This is a genomic window from Pseudomonas fluorescens, assembly GCF_040448305.1.
Taxonomy (GTDB): domain Bacteria; phylum Pseudomonadota; class Gammaproteobacteria; order Pseudomonadales; family Pseudomonadaceae; genus Aquipseudomonas; species Aquipseudomonas fluorescens_BH.
Genome location: NZ_CP148752.1, coordinates 2,920,532 through 2,936,475 on the forward strand (window position 1 = coordinate 2,920,532; position 15,944 = coordinate 2,936,475).

Here is a 15,944-nt window from a genome sequence, read left to right on the forward strand (position 1 = left end):
GGGCTCAGGCTTTCCCGGACGGTTTCAACAAGGCGTTTACTTCGCCATAGGTCAAAGCCTTCAGATCGTGGCTATCGAACTTGCCGGTTTGCAGAAAACTCTTGGCGATGCCGGCCATGGCGCCGTAGAGGAACTCGGCGATGCCCGAACCTGCAGTCAGGCGTCGTACCCCCAGTGCTTCAAGCGCTTCGGGCGACGGCAGGCCCGGGAACCCCAGCACATTCAGTGGCAGCGAGGTGCCCTGGCACAGCGCCTTGATCTCGTACTCCGCGGTAACGCCTGCGGCAAACAGACCATTGGCACCGGCCGCCTGATACAGCGCGGCGCGCCTGAGGGTTTCGGCGACGCGGTCTTCGGCAGGCACCAGGCCCCGCAGGTAGACATCGGTGCGCGCATTGATAAACAGGTTCACGTTGCGTCGGTCGGCCACCTGGCGCGCGATCTCAATCTTGCGTACCAGCAACTCCGGCGGCGAGGAGCCGTCTTCGATATTGATCCCGACAGCGCCGGCGGCGATTACCGCATCAACCACCTGGGCCACCCGTTCCAGGTCATCGGAATAACCGGCCTCGATGTCCACGGTCAGCGGCACCGAAATGACCCGGGCAATCGACTCGACCGTCGAGACCAGGCGCTCAAGGGGCAGGGTGTTGCCGTCCGGATAGCCATGCACCCAGGCCACTGCCGCGCTGCTGGTGGCCACGGCCTTGTTGCCCAGTTGCTCCACCAGTCGCGCCCCGGCGGCATCGGCGACGTTGGTGAGGATCAGCAAACCCTCGTGATGCAGTTGGTGCAGTTGATTGTCGAGCCTGTCCATCGAGTTTCCTTCCTTATGAAAAATCTGTGGGGGGATCAGAGCGCCAGTTGCTCCGTGAGCTGCACCGCCGCGTTCTCCAGCCTGAGCAGAAACGCCTTGCGCGGCTGGCCTCCAGCGTAGCCGGTCAACGAGCCGTCGGCGCCGATCACCCGGTGGCAGGGCACGACAATCGATAAGCGGTTATGCCCGTTGGCCAGGCCCACGGCCCGGCTGGCACCGGGCTTGCCCAGGCTCGCCGCGATGGCGCCGTAGGTGGTGGTCCGGCCGTAGGGGATCTTCGCCAGTTCAGCCCAGACCCGACGGGAGAACTCGCTGCCGGGCATGTGCAAGGCCACGCTGAACTCAGTGAGCGTGCCGGCGAAATACGCGGACAATTGCGCTTCGATCTGCTGCAAATGCGCGTTGTGCCCCGGCGCCACGGCATAACCGAAACGGTTTTGCAGCGCTTCGACCGCGGGATTCAGCGAGGTCTGGTCGAGAAACTCCAGCAGCACCAGCCCACGCCGTTCGGCCATGGCGATCATCGGCCCCAGCGGCGTGGTCAGGCGCGTGAACAGCAGCGGCTCGCTGTTGGCCGCGCGGCCTGGGGTGATGTGAAAGGACTTCTGGAAGGCATCGCGAAAACCGCTGAGGGACTCGTAGCCGGAATCGAAGGCGACGTCATCGATGGAGTCGCCCTGTCTGATCCCGCCCAACGCCATGCCCAGGCGTCGGGCGCGTAGCCAGGCGTGGAAGGTCATGCCGAAATGCTGCTTGAACCAGCGACGCAGTTTCAGCGGTTCGATGCCAGCGACCAGTAGCTGGGCGTCGGTCCAGCGCTGCTCCGGGTCGGCGTCTACCGATCGGAACAGTGTCTGCACCCAGGCCGGCGCGCTGGCGGCGGTGTCCAGCGGTTTGCAGCGCAGGCAGGCGCGATAGCCCGCCGCCAGGCATTGTTCGGCGTTGGCAAAGAACTCGACATTTTCCGGCTTCGGGCTGCGGGCGGTGCAACCGGGGCGGCAGAAGATGCCTGTGGTCTTGACCGCCGTAAAGAACACCCCCTCGTAGGAGGTGTCTCGCTCGAGCATGGCGCGCACCATCTCGGCACGGGGCGGAAGCAGCGTTTTTTGTAGGTTCATGGGCGCAGCATAGATCGCGGCATGGGCGACCTCCACCGGAGAATCGACAGTGAATTTCGCTCCTTTGAACACTGCGAGTCAATGTGGGAGCGAGCTTGCTCGCGATGGCGGAGTGTTATGCAAAATTGATGTCACAGTTACTCCCTTATCGCGAGCAAGCTCGCACACGGTTTTTGGTGTTTAACTGACAGGTTTCAGTTTTCTGGCCGGGCGCTCAGCTTAGAAATCCCACTTCGTGGTCAGCATCACGTTGCGCGGTTCGCCGTAGTACGTGGTGTCGAAGTTGCCCAGGCCCGTCAGGTAGCGTTTGTCGAAGACGTTGTTGGCGTTGACGGTGAAACTCAGGTGCTCGTTGTACTCGTAGCGGCTCATCAGGTCGACGAGGGTGTAGCCACCTTGTTTGATGCTCGTGTAGTCGCCCACGGTCGGGCTGTAGATCTGGCCGTAGAACGCGCTCTGCCAGCTGATGCCGCCACCGACGGTCACCTGATCCAGTGCGCCAGGCAGGCGGTAGGTGGTGAATGTGCGGACGACGTGTTCCGGTTTGGTGGTCGACAATGGGTATCCGTAGATCCGCTGTTCATCGGCGTCACGGGTGCGGGCGTAGGTGTAGCCGGCCGACACGTTCCAGCCATCGGCCACTTCACCGGCCAGTTCCAGTTCCACACCTTTGGTGGTTGCACCGTCGACGGCTTTGTAGATGCCTTCGTTGGTGACCAGGTTGGTGCCGATCGACTCGGCGACGTTGTCTTGCTCGATGCGGAAGAAGGCCAGGCTGGCGTTCAGTCGACCGTCGAAGTAAGCGGCTTTCAGGCCGGCCTCGTAGCTGTCGCCTTCGACCGGTGCCAGGGTCGAGCCTGCAGCGTCCTTGTAGGTTTGCGGCTGGTAGATGCTGGTGTAGCTGGCGTACACCGAGTAGGTGTCGTCCAGGTCATAGACCACACCAGCGTAAGGCGTGACCACCCCATGTTCCTTGTAACTGGCATGGGTGTCATCGAGTCCCGCACCCGGATAATACGAATAGTCTTCGTTGTACTTGAACGTGCTCAGACGGCTGCCGAGGATGATCGACAGGTCGTCAGTCGCATGCAGGCGCGTGGCCAGGTACAGGCCGTTCTGACTTCGGGTGCGCTCGTATTTACCGTTTTTCGGGAAGTTCTGTTCCGGCAAGTCGCCATTCCAGTCATAAATGCTGCCCGGGACCATTGCGAAGGCGCTGGTGTCGTAGGTCGCACCGGTCTGGCGCGAGTGGGACGCCATGAAACCGGCCACCAGTTCATGCTCGCGGCCACCCAGGGAGAAGGGGCCGGTAACGTTCACGTCAGCGGTGTTTTGCACGCGATGACCTTCCCAGCGCCCCCAATACAGGAACATGCCCTCACCGGTGGCGCGGTCCGGGTTGCCGCCGCTGGCCGAGGCCAGGCGAGTGTCGTGATCGGTGGTTTTCTGGTCGAAGCTGGCCTTGAACTTCCAGTCGTTGGCCAGGGCCTGTTCCAGGGAGGCGAAGTAGGTGATGTCGTCGAAGTCGCGTCGGCTCCAGTCGGCACCCGGGTTGAAGTGACGCGGGAAATCGGTACGGCCGCCGTCCGAGAAGTACACCGGGTTGCCGGTCCAGGACGAGCCTCGCGGGGTGGTGCTTGACTTGTCGATGCCGAAAGTCAGCAGGGTGTCGGGTGTCAGGTCGGCTTCGAGGATGCCGTAGAACAGGTCTTTTTTCTGGCTGTAATGGTCCTGGTAGGAGTTCTTGTCGGAATAGGCGCCGACGAAGCGACCACGTACGCTGCCGGTATCGTTCAGCGAGCCGGAAATATCGCCGACGCCGCGATAGGCGTCCCACGAACCGACGGTGCCGCTGATCGACGCCTTGAATTCCTTGGTCGGTTTCTTGCGGATCAGGTTGACGGTGGCGGATGGATCGCCCGAACCGGTCATCAGGCCGGTCGCGCCCTTGACGATTTCGATGCGGTCCAGGCTGGACGCGTCGTCGCCGTTGTTCGGGTTCTCACCGTACACGCCGTCATAGGGAATGTTGACGCCGTCGTACTGGAAGTTGGTGATGGCAAAACCACGGGCGGAAAACTCGGTGCGGTCACTGTCGTACTTCTGCGTGGAAATGCCGGGGGTGTTGCGCAGTGCGTCGCCGATACTCTGGACGCCGCGGTCGTCCATCTGCTGACGGGTAATGACCGTCACCGATTGCGGCGTTTCGCGGATCGACAGCGGCAGGCCGGTGGCCGAAGACGTCGAGCCGGTGGTGTAGGAACGCGTACCTTCGGTGGTGGCGCCCAGCGCCTGGCCGGAAATGGTCGTCGCGCCCAGTTGCAGGACGCTGTCGTCCCTGGCCGGTTTTCTCTCGGTGTCGGTTTCAGCGGCGTGGGCGGCGAGGCTCAGCAGGGCGGCGGGCAGGGCCAGCGCCAGAGGGCACAAGGCAAAACGGAAACGGGCGACAAGCTGGTGCGACATGGGGATCCCTTTGCGTCGAATCGGTCGGTAGTTGAAGTGCTTCTGAGGGGTTAACCGAACGAAAAACGCAAAGGGGAACTGCAGCGTGAAAAATGTTGATAATTATTCTCAGAAAGCCAGACCGAGCCGCTCATGCCACCGGGCGATGGACTCTTCGGGGTAGACATCGAACTGCTTGTCGTCCGGTTGCACCTCGGCCTCCACCCAGCAGTTTCAACTGATCGCCGGGTTGCGGGTGGTGTCATTGTCTATAACAGAGGGTGATGGGCAGGTGGACTTGTGGTGAATGGGCTGGACTCAGCGCGAGCTAGCTCGCTCCCACAGGGGGGCATGAATGCTCGAGAACTTCTGTGGGAGCGAGCTTGCTCGCGATAGCGTCATATCATTCGCTATTGCAGTGACTGACACGACGCCTTCGCGAGCAAGTCGAATCGTCGTACCGTCGCTCCCGCATTTAAACCAAGCGCCTCAGGTGCGGCGTGCCATCAGCAACACCGAAGCCGCCGCAGACAACAGGCCCGCACAGCAACGGTTGAAGATCCGCTTGCCCGACGGCTTGGCGAACCAGCGACGCATGTGCAGACCCATATAGGCGTAGGCGCCGATGGCGATCCATTCCAGTATCAGAAACAAGGTGCCCAGCACGAAGAATTGCGGCGCGATGGCCTGGGTCGAATCGACGAATTGCGGCAGGAACGCCGTGAAAATCAGGATCGCCTTGGGATTGCCGGCCGCCACCAGGAATTCCTGCCGGGCCAGTGCCAGTGTCCCCACCGGGGCGGTGCTGATCACGTTTTCGACGCCAGGATCGGCGCGCCACAGTTGCCAGGCGAGGTAGAACAGGTACGCCGCACCGAGGATCTTGATCGCGTAGAACAACAGCTCAGAGGTTTGCAGCACGACCGCCAGGCCTGCCGAGGCGAGAGCGATCATCCCGGCGAATGCAAGCAATCGACCGATGCCGGCCACACAGGCCGTGCGGTAGCCGTAGCGGGTCGAGTTGCTGACCGACAGCAGGTTGTTCGGGCCCGGCGCCATGTTGAGGGCGAAGCAGGCGGGCAGAAACAGGGTGAGAGTGGCGATGTCCATCGGTGGCTCCTGAAGCAAGAACCGTATTTTTATCACGGTTCGGTGGTGGCTTGACCCATACAGTCAGGGGCACAAACCACCGTACAACGGGCTACCTTGCGAACTTCTTCGCCCCGGCGACACACAGGATCACCGCCACGGTAACGCCCAGCATGCCGAGGCTGACCTGTTCGTGCAGCAGGGTGGCGGCCAGTGTCAGGCCAAAGAACGGTTGCAGCAGTTGCAGTTGCCCGACAGCCGCGATTCCGCCTTGGGCGAGCCCGCGGTACCAGAACACGAAACCGATCAACATGCTGAACAGCGACACGTAACCCAGGCTGAACCACGCCGGGGTGCTGATGCCGCTGAACGACGCGGGCATGCGCATCCAGGTCAGCACCGCGACCAACGGCAACGACAACACCAGCGCCCAGCAAATCACCTGCCAGCCACCGAGGGTGCGGGACAGCTTTGCGCCTTCGGCATAACCGAGTCCGCAGGCCAGGATCGCCAACAACATCAAAAGGTCGCCCTCGGGTGAGGCGGTCAACCCTTGGGACAGGGCGAAGCCCACCACCAGCAGACTGCCCAGCACCGAGAAAATCCAGAACGCCGGCCGTGGTCGCTCGCCACCGCGCAACACACCGAATACCGCCGTTGCCAGCGGCAACAGGCCGACGAAGACGATGGAATGCGCGGACGTTACGTATTGCAGCGCCAGCGCAGTCAGCAGGGGAAAACCGATCACCACGCCCAGGGCGACGATGGCCAGGGGCAACAGTTGATTGCGTGCGGGGCGCTTCTCCTTGAACAACCACAGCAAACACAACGCCAGAATCGCAGCGATGGTGGCGCGGGCGACCGTCAGGAAAACCGGATCGAATTCCAGCACCGCCACCCGTGTCGCCGGCAGCGAACCGCTGAAAACCACCACGCCGATCAGGCCATTGAGCCAGCTGCGGGTGGCGTTTTCCAGGGTGTGTTTTTGCAGGTCAGATGTCCGTTCCATTCGGCGTTCGCTCACTGTTTTGATTGCATGGAATCCATCGTATGATCGGCTACCGATACAATCAAAAAATTGTCATGGATACATCTCGACATGTCGCGATCACGCTATAAATCCCTGGTGGACGCCTTTGCCGCCGATATCCGTTCGGGACTTTTGCCGCCCGGTACACGCTTGCCGACTCACCGGCAATTGGCCACCGAACACGGACTGGCGCTGGTGACCGCCAGCCGGGTGTATGCAGAGCTTGAGGGCATGGGGTTGGTCAGCGGCGAAACCGGCCGCGGGACTTTCGTGCGGGAGACATCGCTGCCGCCCGGCCAGGGCATTTCGCAGTCCGTGGTGGCGGCAGGAATGATTGACCTCAACTTCAACTATCCGTCATTGCCGGGCCAGGCGGACCTGCTGCGCAATGCCTTGCGCCAGTTGGCGTTGTCCGGTGATCTCGAATCCCTGCTGCGCTATCAGCCCCACGCCGGGCGTTTGCACGAGCGGGCCTCGGTGGCGCGGCATCTGGTGGAGCGTGGGTTGAACGTACTGGCCGAGCAGGTGTTGATCGTCAGCGGCGCCCAGCATGGCCTGGCGGTAACGATGATGGCGTTGCTCAAACCCGGCGATGTGATTGCGGCCGATGCATTGACCTATCCCGGATTCAAGACACTGGCCGAAACCCTGCACCTCGAAGTCTTGCCCATTCCGGTCACCGACAATGGGCCTGATTTGCCGGCCCTGGAGAAACTCTGCCGGAGCCGATCGGTACGGGCGATCTATTCGATGCCGACCCTGCACAACCCCTTGGGCTGGGTGATGGGTGCCGATCAGCGCGAGCATTTGGTGGCGATTGCGCGTCAGCATGACTTGATCATTATCGAGGACGCCGCCTACGCGTTTCTGGCTGAAGACGTGCCGCCACCCTTGGCCGAGATGGCGCCCGAACGAACGGTGTATGTGTCCGGTTTATCGAAAAATGTCGCCACCGGACTGCGCGTCGGGTTTGTGGCCGCGCCCGCCCAATGGATGGCGGCGTTCGAGCGCACGATCATGGCGACCACCTGGAACACTCCCGGCGTGATGACTGCGATTGTCACTGCCTGGCTCGACGACGGCACCGTCAACCATCTGGAGGCGCAAAAACGCGCCGATGCGCAGGCCCGGCAAACCCTGGCCCGCGAGGTGCTGCAAGGGCTCGACTACATCACCCATCCCTCTTCGTACTTCATCTGGTTGCCGTTGGCCGAAGACGCTCGGGCCGATCAGGTTGCCATGGCCCTGATGCGCGAGCAGGTGTCGGTTTCGCCAGCCGAACCCTTTGCGATCACGGCCTATGTGCCACACGCGATACGCCTGGCGCTGGGGTCGGTGGACATGGATTCACTGCGCCAGGCGCTGGTGAAAGTGAAGAGGGTCGTCAGTCTGTACACCTGATTTTCGCCAGTTAATCCAGCACAGGGCATTTTTCTTCAATACGGGGTTACGGTGGGTCATTACCTTCAAGCCTGGTTCAACTGAATGGAAGAAGGTGTGCAATGAGTCTGTTGATGTCCATGGCGGCGTTCGCGCTGGTCGCTTCAATCACGCCGGGGCCGGTGAATATTGTGGCGTTGAGCTCCGGGGCACGGTTCGGTTTCAGGGCCAGCCAGCGTCATGTCGCCGGGGCCACACTGGGGTTTGTCTTGCTGCTGGTGTTGATGGGGTTGGGGCTGCATGAGCTGTTGCAGTTGTGGCCGGCGTTGACGCAAACGGTGCAATGGGCGGGCGTGGCGTTTCTGTTGTACATGGCCTACAAACTGGCGGCTGACAATGGACAGGTGGAGGCCAAGGATTCGGCGCGTGCCCCGTCGATGTTGTACGGCGCGGTCATGCAATGGCTCAACCCGAAAGCCTGGCTGGCCTGCGTGGCCGGTATGGGGGCGTTCGTAGCCGATGGCGAGGCGCGGCTGGTGTGGCAGTTCGCGGCGGTGTATCTGGTGATCTGCTATGCCTCGGTCGGCTGCTGGGCCTATGCCGGCACGTTCCTGCGCGGTTACCTGAACAACCCGGCCGGCATGCGCTTGTTCAACCGGGCGATGGCGATGCTGTTGGTGGTGAGTGCGGTGTATTTATTGCTGCCCTGAGCACAGGGTTCAGCCGCGATACTGCCCCGGTGTCGCGGCCAAATGCTGTTTAAACGCCCGCTGAAAATGCGCCTGATCGGCAAACCCCGCTTCCAGTGCCACGTCGGCGATCAGTTTGCCGCTGCGCAGTTGATCCTGGGCGAACTGGATGCGCCGGTTGACCAGGAACGCGTGGGGCGTCATGCCGAAATGTTGTTTGAACGTCCGGATCAGGTAGGACGGCGACAGTTGTGCCGCCGCGCAAATGTCTTCGAGCTTGAGCAGGTGCGTGCAGTTGTCGCGGATGTATTCGGCGGCGCGTTCCAGTTTGAAGTTGGGCTCGCGCAACGGCTGCGCTACCGGGTTGAGCTGCAATTGCACTTCGCTGAAGAACTCCACCGCCAGGCTTTGTTTGCGCAAGACATCCTGTTGCGGATCGACCAGCACCGCATACAAATCGTTGAGGCCTGCAAACAGACTCGCATCCCGCGTATGGGTGACCGAAAACCGGCGAAACGCCAAGTCGTCACTGAACCCGAGCTGATGCTGCAAATCGGTCAGCCACGGCGTATCGACGTACAGCATCACATACGACCACGGCTGATCATCGATGGGATTACAGGCGTGGACGTCGCCCGGGTTCATCAACACGACGGTGCCGACGCTGACCGCAAACTCGGACTGCTCATGGATATAGGTGCTGCTGCCTGCGGTGATCGCGCCGATGGAAAAGTGCTCGTGAGAATGCCGGGTGTAGCAGACCTCGCGACCGTCGACGATCGAGCGGGCTTCGATGAAGGGCAGGGCGTCATCGCGCCAGAAGCGAGGGGCCTTGTCAGCGTGTTTGGCGGCGGTGTGCTTCATGCTCGGTCCTCGGCAGGTCAGCGCCCGAGTGTATTAGCTCTCGCCGTCAAAGGCTCGCTGCAACGCGGCGATATCGAGTTTTTTCATCTGCATCATCGCGGCCATGGCGCGTTGGGATTTTTTCGTGTCGGGGTCTTTTATCATGTCCATCATTGCGACGGGCACGATTTGCCACGACAGCCCGAACTTATCCTTGAGCCAGCCGCATTGCTGCGCTTCAGGCACGCCACCGGCCGACAGGTTGCCCCAGTAATGGTCGACTTCTTCCTGGGTCTGGCAATTGACCTGGAACGAAATCGCCTCGCTGAACTTGAACAGCGGTCCGCCATTCAGGCCAGTGAAGCTCTGCCCGTCGAGCTCAAAGCTGACGGTCATGACCGAGCCTTCGGGGCGGCCGTGGAACTCGAACCCGGCGTTGCCGTAGTGGGTCATGCCGGTGATTTTCGAATGATCGAAGATCGAACAGTAGAACTTCGCGGCATCTTCGGCTTGATCTTCAAACCACAGGCAGGGCGTGAGTTTTTGAACGCGTTGCATGGCGGGCACTCCTCGGCAGGTTATGCAGGCTGGATTTAAAGCGTAGCCAGCCCAGAGGAGTTCGGCAGTACCGTAGATCGACCCGCGCTCAAAATTGCCAGCGGGTGGTCAGTTGCAGGGAGCGAGGCTCGCCGTAGAAGCCGGTGCCAAAGTTGCCCAGCCCGGTGTAGTAGGTTTTGTCGAAGAGGTTCTTCACGTTCAACGTAGTGCTCAGGTGCTCGTTGAAGCGATAGCGCGCCATAACGTCCACCAACGCATAGCTGCGCTGGGTGATGGTCGAGTTCTGGCCGAAATTGACGGTGTCGGCGGGGTTGGGCTGGAACACGTTGCCAAAGAACTCGCTCTGCCAGTTCACGCCGCCGCCGAGCGTGAGGGGGCTCCATCGCCCCGGCAACCGATAAGTGCTGAACAATCGCACCAGTTGTTCCGGTGTCGTGGTTTGCAGGATCGAACCGTAGACATAATCGCCTTGGGCATCGCGGGTATGGTTGTAGGTATAGCCGGCCGACAGATTCCAGCCTTCGCTCACTTCCCCCGTCAGTTCGATTTCAAAGCCCTTGGTGGTCGCGCCCTGCACCGCACGGTACACCGACTCGGCGTCGACGCCGCTGACGTATTCGGCGATGTTGTCCTGTTCGATGCGATAGAGCGCGAACCTGGCATTCAGGCGACCGCCGTAATAATCGGCCTTGATCCCCGCCTCGTAGCTGTTGCCTTGCACCGGGTCGAGCAATTGCCGATTGGCGTCCTTGCTCATTTGCGGCTGATAGATGCTGGTGTAGCTGCTGTACAGCGAGTAGGTGTCGTCGAGGTCGTAGATCAGCCCGGCGTAGGGCGTGACCACGCCGGTCTGGCGATAGCTGTCGCGGATGTCGGCGGTGTCCGGAGCGCTGTAGTCCAGATCATCATGACCCTTGAAATCACTGATCCGCGTGCCGAGGATCAGCGCCAGGTCGTCGCTGGTTTTGAGTCGGGTAGCCAGGTAGACGCCGGTCTGGCGCTGCTCGATATCGTTGTCACCCACCCGTGGAATGTCCGGTTTCGCAAACTCGCCGTGCCAGTCGAAAATGCTGCCATTCAAGGGCGGATAAACCGAGCCGTAGACCGGGATGTCCTGGCGGGTGTTCATCGACATGAAGCCTGCGATCAATTCATGCTCGCGGCCGAACAGGGCGAAAGGGCCGGTCAGGTTGATGTCGATATTGTCCTGGACCTGATCGCCTTCGAACTTGCCCATGTACATGAACATGCCGCCCCCGGTGACCGGGTCCGGATTGCCGCCGCTGGCGGAGGCAAGGAAGGTGTCGTGCTTGCGGTGCTTGCGGTCGTAACTCACCTTGAGGACCCATTCGTTGTTCAGTTGCTGATTCACCGAGGCGAAGAGTGTCTGGTTGTTGAAGTCGCGGCGGCTCCAGTCCGTGGCTGGGTTGAACGAGCGCGAGAAGTCGGTGCGTGAGCCGTCGCTGTTGTACATCGGGAAACCGGTCCAGCTGGCGCCACGGGAGCGGGTGTTCTGTTGGTCGATGCCGAATGTCAGCAGTGTGTTCGGTGTCAGGTCGGCTTCGAGAATGCCGTAGGCGATGTCCTTGGTGTTCTGGTAGTGGTCGACATAGGCGCTGCGGTCCTGGTAAACCCCGACAAAGCGTCCACGCAAGTGACCGCTTTCGATCAGCGGGCCAGCGATATCCGCTTCGCTGCGGTAGCTGTCCCAGGAGCCGACGGCAGTGCTGACCGCGGCCTGGAATGCCTGGGTCGGGCGTTTCCTGATCAGGTTGACCGTCGCCGACGGATCCCCCGAACCGGTCATCAGGCCGGTTGCGCCCTTGATGATTTCGACGCGGTCGAAGATCGCCATGTCAGTGCTGGTGGTGCCGTAATCGTAGACACCGTCGTAGTCAGTGTTGACGCCGTCGTACTGGAAATTGGTGATCGGCAGGCCGCGGCTGGAGAACTCCCAGCGCTCGCTGTCGTAGTTTTGCACGCTGATGCCGGGTACGCGGCGCAAGGCGTCGGCGATGCTGGTGGAACCCTGGTCGTCCAGGAGTTGACGGGTGATGACCGTGACCGATTGCGGTGTTTCGCGCAGGGACAGGGGCAGACCGGTGGCCGTAGAGGTCGAACCAATGGTGTAGGCATGTGAATCTTCGCTGATTGGCCCCGGCGCTTGTCCGGAAATGTTCGTGGCGCCCAGTTCCAGCGTGCCTGTTGCGGCGGACGCGGCGCGCAGCACATAACCGCCGTGACCCTGGGCTTGCGCTTGCAGGCCAGTGCCTTGCAGCAATTGATGCAACGCTTGCGGCTCGCTGTAGTCGCCGCTCAGGCCAGGGCTGCGTTTGCCAGTTGCCAGGTCGTTGTGCCCGGCGAGAAACACGCCTGCTTGCTCGGCAAAACGGTTGAGGGCGCTGACCAGGGAGCCGGCAGGGATCGCGTAATGACGTTGTTGCCCGCCGGATAGTTCAATGCCCGAGAGGGTGTCGGCTCGGACTGTTGGCGCTGCAAAACCCGTCAAGCCGAACGCCAAGACCAGCACCGACAGGTGCAAAGCGCAGGAGCGGCGAGTAAGGGTGACGCGCGACATGAAGTTCCCGGCAATCTAACGGCTTTAAGGGTTAACCGAGCGAAAACCCGAAAAGGGTACCGGCACGACGAAAAAAATCAGCTTCACGCTTTCGCGGCAACATTGACCCACCAGTCCAGCGGCTTTTCCAGCCGGATCGGCAACGCCGCTTCCAGCAGGCGCAAGGCCTGGTCAGTATCTTTGAGCGGGAACGAACCCATGACCGGTAACCCGGCAACGGCCGGGTCGCAGCCCAGATGTCCGGGGCGATAACGGCTTAATTCCTCGAGCAACTGGCCCAGCGGCAGGTTGTCTGCCAGCAACAGTCCACGGCGCCAGGCTTCACGGCTTGGCGTGGCAGCAGTCGGGGCAGGGAGGTGGTGTTCGCTGAACGACAGTTGTCGTCCAGCCTCGACCACCTGCACCAACCCATGGGCGGTGCGGACTTCGACGGCGTCTTCGTAGACATTCAGCAGCGTTTGCCGGTCGTCCTGACGTACGCTGAAACGCGTACCCAGTGCGCGCATCCGGCCCTCGTTGGTTTGCACCAGCAACGGACGAACGTGGTCCTTGGCGGTGTCGATCAACACTTCCCCGGCCTGCAACAGCAGCAGGCGTTGCGTGGCGTCGAAACGCACGTTGATTGCGCTCAACGCGTTGAGCCAGATCTGGCTGCCATCACTGAGGCGGGCTTCGCGGGTTTCGCCGGTGCCGGTGGAGAGGTCGGCGGTCCAGCGCGCCAGTGTGAGCGGCAGGGCGGTTTCCCTCCAGGTACTCCACCCCAACAAACCACCCGACGCCAGGATCAGCAGACTCTTGGCGGTCCGGCGACGACTGATTGGCATGCGCCCGGCGTTGCGCAACACCTGGCCGGCCGCTTGCTGATGATCGTCCTGCAACGCGGCAAAGCGCTGGCCGACCCGTTCGACATACTGCCAGGCCGCCTGATGTTCGCCGCTTTGCGCCAGCCAGGCCTGCCAGTGTTGACGTTCCTGCTCGCCGACCTGCTCATCATTGAGTTGCACATACCACTGCGCCGCTTGCTCAAGGCTTCCATGGCTGATGGCGTTGGTGGCGATCCGGTTCATTGAATCAACAGGCCGTCGAGTTCGGCCTCAAGGATCGCGCAATGCATCAAGGCCTGGGCCAGGTACTTTTTCACCATGCGCTCGCACACGCCGATTTCCTCGGCAATGACGCGGTAAGGCAGGCCGTGCAGCTGCGCCAGAATGAACGCCTCGCGCACGCGTTGGGGCAAGCGTTGCAGCATGGCGTCCACTTCATACAGCGTCTCAACGATGATCGCGCGCTGCTCCGGCGAGTGCTGGACCACCTGGGGTTGCGCGGCCAACGTGTCGAGCCACGCCTGTTCGAGCTGTCGCCGCCGCCAGTGATCGATGCACAAGCCCCGGGCGATGGTCGCCAGGTAAGACCGTTCGTGGGTTTCGCCGTCGAATACCTGTGGGCGCTTGAGCGCGCGGATGAAGGTGTCGTGGGCCAGGTCGGCGGCATCGAACGCATTGTTCAGGCGTCGACGCAGCAGCTCGTGCAACCAGCGGTGATGGCTGATGTAGAGGTTCTGGACGCAGGAGGTGTCGGCAACCGTCATCGTGAGTGCATGTCCGTGGGCGATCCGCGCCCTTGTGCAAATAAGAATTGATCGCGATTAAAGCAAAAGGCCATGAGCAGTGCAAATGATATTGGTTTGCTTTTAGCTCGTGTCGGAATTAATGTAGTCATAATGACTTTATGTTGGGTCATTGTGACTATTTTTAGTGTTGGTCATATTGACTGCTGATGCCTAAGAGGCTCGATCTGCAAGGGCTGTCGAGATGGCACGGATCGTGAAACAACAACCGTACAACTGAACGACTTCAGGAGTACCGGAAAATGTCCCAACTCTTCAGCAGCCCTCAGAACGTTTTGCACCTGTCGAGTCACGTGCTCGGGGTGGGCCTGGCCATGCTGCTTGCCGGCATCTACGGCGCCTATCTGTACGCCGGCTCGCTATCAATCCCGGCATTGGTGTCGATGCATGCAATGATCATCCTTGGTCCGACCTTGCTGAAAATCGGTTATGTGATGCGGCTGCTGTCCCAGTATCGCCTCAACGCACCGGCAGTCGGAGCGATCGCTTGATGCGCAAGTTGGCCGCTGCTCCCGTTTTCAGCCTGGGCTTTCGCCCGTTCTTTCTCGCCGGAGCGGGGTTCGCGGCGATTGCCGTGGCCCTCTGGGCCGCCTGGCTGTACGGCCATTTATCCGGTACGCAACCGGTGGGTGGCATGCTCGCCTGGCATCGGCATGAAATGCCCTTCGGTTTTGCCGGTGCGATCATTGCCGGGTTCCTGTTGACCGCAGTGCCGAACTGGACCGGTCGGCCGGGGCTCAGTGGTTGGCCGCTGATCGGGCTGGTGCTGGTATGGCTGCTGGCGCGTCTGGCGTGGTTCCTGCCGATTTCTTCGTCGCTGTTGTTCGTGATGGAAATTCCATTTCTGCCGCTGTTGGCCTGGGTGCTGGGGCGAGATCTGGTGGCTGCCTGCAAGCGCGAAAATTATCCGATTCTGTTGATGATCACGTTGCTGGCTGGCTGTCAGGCATTGACGCTGACCGGCATCGTCCTGGATGACGCCGATCTGCAACGGCACGGTGTGTTGGCCGCTTTGTGGTTGATCGGCGCGCTGATGAGTGTGATTGGCGGTCGTGTGATTCCGTTCTTCATCCAGCGTGGACTGAATCGTCCTGCCGCGCCTGCAGTGAACCCGTTACCCGGCAAAATGCTAATGGCTAGCGCCATGCTCGCGGCGGTTTCGTTTGCCGGTGGTTTGAATGATGTCCCCCGGCTTTGGCTGGCCGGTTTGTTTGGATTGATGAGCGCGCTGCATGTGATACGCCTGTGGCGCTGGCATGATCGGGGACTGTGGCGGGTGCCGTTGTTGTGGTCGTTGTATCTGGCCTATGCCTGGATTGTGATCGCGACGCTGGCCATGACGCTGTGGCATGCCGGTTTGATCCATCAGCAAACCCTGGCCACTCATGCGCTGGCGGTAGGCGGTATTGGCGGGTTGATCCTGGCGATGATCGCGCGGGTCCGTCTCGGTCATACCGGGCGTGAGTTGAAACCGTCCAGGATGATCGTGGCGGGTTTTATCGTGCTGCTGGCGGCCGGGGTGTGCCGGGTTGGGCTGGTGGCATTTTCCACTAATGGGTTGGCGCTGTCGGCGCTTCTCTGGTGTACGGCGTTTGGCCTGTTCGTGTGGCGTTATGCCAGGATACTGTGGCGTCCGAGGCTCTAAGCCAAGCTTGCATAGCCGCCCATCGAGGCGGCTTTTTTGTGACCGGTGGTCGATGCATCAGGACACCGGGGAAAATTGCGCTTAGCTAAAGGGATAACCCGAGGCGCGCGCAGGTGTTCCAGGACCAC

At 61.2% G+C, this 15,944-nt stretch carries 14 protein-coding genes and 1 pseudogene; 4 read left to right on the plus strand and 11 right to left on the minus strand.

Going from position 1 to position 15,944, the window contains the following annotated elements; translation table 11 throughout:
- Positions 1-4 precede the first annotated feature (4 nt).
- From WHX55_RS13275 to WHX55_RS13300, 6 genes and pseudogenes are all read right to left on the minus strand, one after another.
- Positions 5-817 (minus strand): isocitrate lyase/phosphoenolpyruvate mutase family protein, encoded by an 813-nt coding sequence (locus tag WHX55_RS13275; protein WP_353742851.1) that lies wholly within the window; start codon positions 815-817, stop codon positions 5-7.
- 35 nt (positions 818-852) lie between these two features.
- The gene (locus WHX55_RS13280) at positions 853-1,935 is read right to left on the minus strand and encodes a bifunctional transcriptional activator/DNA repair protein Ada (protein ID WP_151214832.1); all 1,083 of its coding nucleotides are present in this window, start codon (positions 1,933-1,935) and stop codon (positions 853-855) included.
- A 219-nt stretch (positions 1,936-2,154) separates the two neighbouring features.
- Entirely contained in the window at positions 2,155-4,398 is a 2,244-nt protein-coding gene (locus WHX55_RS13285; RefSeq protein WP_150758191.1) for a TonB-dependent siderophore receptor, read from the minus strand.
- A 108-nt stretch (positions 4,399-4,506) separates the two neighbouring features.
- Positions 4,507-4,605, minus strand: a pseudogene (locus WHX55_RS13290) (GFA family protein); the annotation flags it as partial.
- Between the two features lie 261 nt (positions 4,606-4,866).
- A complete protein-coding gene (locus tag WHX55_RS13295; protein ID WP_150754689.1) occupies positions 4,867-5,487 on the minus strand; it encodes a LysE family translocator in 621 nt (206 codons plus the stop codon).
- Positions 5,488-5,578: 91 nt separating this feature from the next.
- Positions 5,579-6,475, minus strand: a complete 897-nt coding sequence (locus tag WHX55_RS13300) for a DMT family transporter (protein WP_150754690.1) — start codon at positions 6,473-6,475, stop codon at positions 5,579-5,581.
- 90 nt (positions 6,476-6,565) lie between these two features.
- Between WHX55_RS13300 and WHX55_RS13305 the strand changes: the two genes are divergently transcribed.
- Both WHX55_RS13305 and WHX55_RS13310 read left to right on the plus strand, forming a co-directional pair.
- Positions 6,566-7,897 carry a PLP-dependent aminotransferase family protein gene (locus WHX55_RS13305; protein ID WP_353742852.1) on the plus strand — a complete coding sequence of 444 codons (1,332 nt, stop codon included), beginning with the start codon at positions 6,566-6,568 and terminating at the stop codon, positions 7,895-7,897.
- Positions 7,898-7,998: 101 nt separating this feature from the next.
- Positions 7,999-8,586, plus strand: a complete 588-nt coding sequence (locus WHX55_RS13310) for a LysE family translocator (RefSeq protein ID WP_150754692.1) — start codon at positions 7,999-8,001, stop codon at positions 8,584-8,586.
- A gap of 9 nt (positions 8,587-8,595) precedes the next feature.
- Here WHX55_RS13310 and WHX55_RS13315 read toward each other — a convergent pair whose 3' ends face one another.
- The 5 genes from WHX55_RS13315 to WHX55_RS13335 all read right to left on the minus strand — a co-directional run bounded on the left by WHX55_RS13315 (position 8,596) and on the right by WHX55_RS13335 (position 14,132).
- Positions 8,596-9,429 carry an AraC family transcriptional regulator gene (locus WHX55_RS13315; protein WP_150754693.1) on the minus strand — a complete coding sequence of 278 codons (834 nt, stop codon included), beginning with the start codon at positions 9,427-9,429 and terminating at the stop codon, positions 8,596-8,598.
- A gap of 33 nt (positions 9,430-9,462) precedes the next feature.
- Positions 9,463-9,966 (minus strand): VOC family protein, encoded by a 504-nt coding sequence (locus WHX55_RS13320; RefSeq protein WP_150754694.1) that lies wholly within the window; start codon positions 9,964-9,966, stop codon positions 9,463-9,465.
- Positions 9,967-10,054: 88 nt separating this feature from the next.
- Positions 10,055-12,544: a TonB-dependent receptor gene (locus WHX55_RS13325; protein WP_150754695.1), complete on the minus strand. Its 2,490-nt coding sequence runs from the start codon at positions 12,542-12,544 to the stop codon at positions 10,055-10,057.
- Positions 12,545-12,627: 83 nt separating this feature from the next.
- Complete coding sequence (locus tag WHX55_RS13330; RefSeq protein ID WP_150758185.1) at positions 12,628-13,611, minus strand: FecR domain-containing protein; 984 nt, start codon at positions 13,609-13,611, stop codon at positions 12,628-12,630.
- Positions 13,608-14,132 (minus strand): sigma-70 family RNA polymerase sigma factor, encoded by a 525-nt coding sequence (locus WHX55_RS13335; protein ID WP_150754697.1) that lies wholly within the window; start codon positions 14,130-14,132, stop codon positions 13,608-13,610. The genes WHX55_RS13330 and WHX55_RS13335 overlap by 4 nt, the downstream gene beginning before the upstream one ends.
- Positions 14,133-14,413: 281 nt before the next feature.
- Here WHX55_RS13335 and WHX55_RS13340 point away from each other — a divergent pair, with 281 nt between their 5' ends.
- Positions 14,414-14,662, plus strand: a complete 249-nt coding sequence (locus tag WHX55_RS13340; protein ID WP_353742853.1) for a transmembrane sensor/regulator PpyR — start codon at positions 14,414-14,416, stop codon at positions 14,660-14,662.
- Positions 14,662-15,816 carry an NnrS family protein gene (locus WHX55_RS13345; protein ID WP_353742854.1) on the plus strand — a complete coding sequence of 385 codons (1,155 nt, stop codon included), beginning with the start codon at positions 14,662-14,664 and terminating at the stop codon, positions 15,814-15,816. Before WHX55_RS13340 ends, WHX55_RS13345 begins: the two co-directional genes overlap by 1 nt.
- Positions 15,817-15,944 lie beyond the last annotated feature (128 nt).

Bases quoted from the DNA above. Each gene is read 5' to 3' on its own strand.
- WHX55_RS13275 (WP_353742851.1), bottom strand. From the start codon at position 817: ATGGACAGGCTCGACAATCAACTGCACCAACTGCATCACGAGGGTTTG.
- WHX55_RS13300 (WP_150754690.1), bottom strand. From the start codon at position 6,475: ATGGAACGGACATCTGACCTGCAAAAACACACCCTGGAAAACGCCACC.
- WHX55_RS13310 (WP_150754692.1), top strand. From the start codon at position 7,999: ATGAGTCTGTTGATGTCCATGGCGGCGTTCGCGCTGGTCGCTTCAATC.
- WHX55_RS13320 (WP_150754694.1), bottom strand. From the start codon at position 9,966: ATGCAACGCGTTCAAAAACTCACGCCCTGCCTGTGGTTTGAAGATCAA.
- WHX55_RS13315 (WP_150754693.1), bottom strand. From the start codon at position 9,429: ATGAAGCACACCGCCGCCAAACACGCTGACAAGGCCCCTCGCTTCTGG.
- WHX55_RS13345 (WP_353742854.1), top strand. From the start codon at position 14,662: ATGCGCAAGTTGGCCGCTGCTCCCGTTTTCAGCCTGGGCTTTCGCCCG.
- WHX55_RS13335 (WP_150754697.1), bottom strand. From the start codon at position 14,132: ATGACGGTTGCCGACACCTCCTGCGTCCAGAACCTCTACATCAGCCAT.
- WHX55_RS13285 (WP_150758191.1), bottom strand. From the start codon at position 4,398: ATGTCGCACCAGCTTGTCGCCCGTTTCCGTTTTGCCTTGTGCCCTCTG.
- WHX55_RS13305 (WP_353742852.1), top strand. From the start codon at position 6,566: ATGTCGCGATCACGCTATAAATCCCTGGTGGACGCCTTTGCCGCCGAT.
- WHX55_RS13330 (WP_150758185.1), bottom strand. From the start codon at position 13,611: ATGAACCGGATCGCCACCAACGCCATCAGCCATGGAAGCCTTGAGCAA.
- WHX55_RS13295 (WP_150754689.1), bottom strand. From the start codon at position 5,487: ATGGACATCGCCACTCTCACCCTGTTTCTGCCCGCCTGCTTCGCCCTC.
- WHX55_RS13340 (WP_353742853.1), top strand. From the start codon at position 14,414: ATGTCCCAACTCTTCAGCAGCCCTCAGAACGTTTTGCACCTGTCGAGT.
- WHX55_RS13280 (WP_151214832.1), bottom strand. From the start codon at position 1,935: ATGAACCTACAAAAAACGCTGCTTCCGCCCCGTGCCGAGATGGTGCGC.
- WHX55_RS13325 (WP_150754695.1), bottom strand. From the start codon at position 12,544: ATGTCGCGCGTCACCCTTACTCGCCGCTCCTGCGCTTTGCACCTGTCG.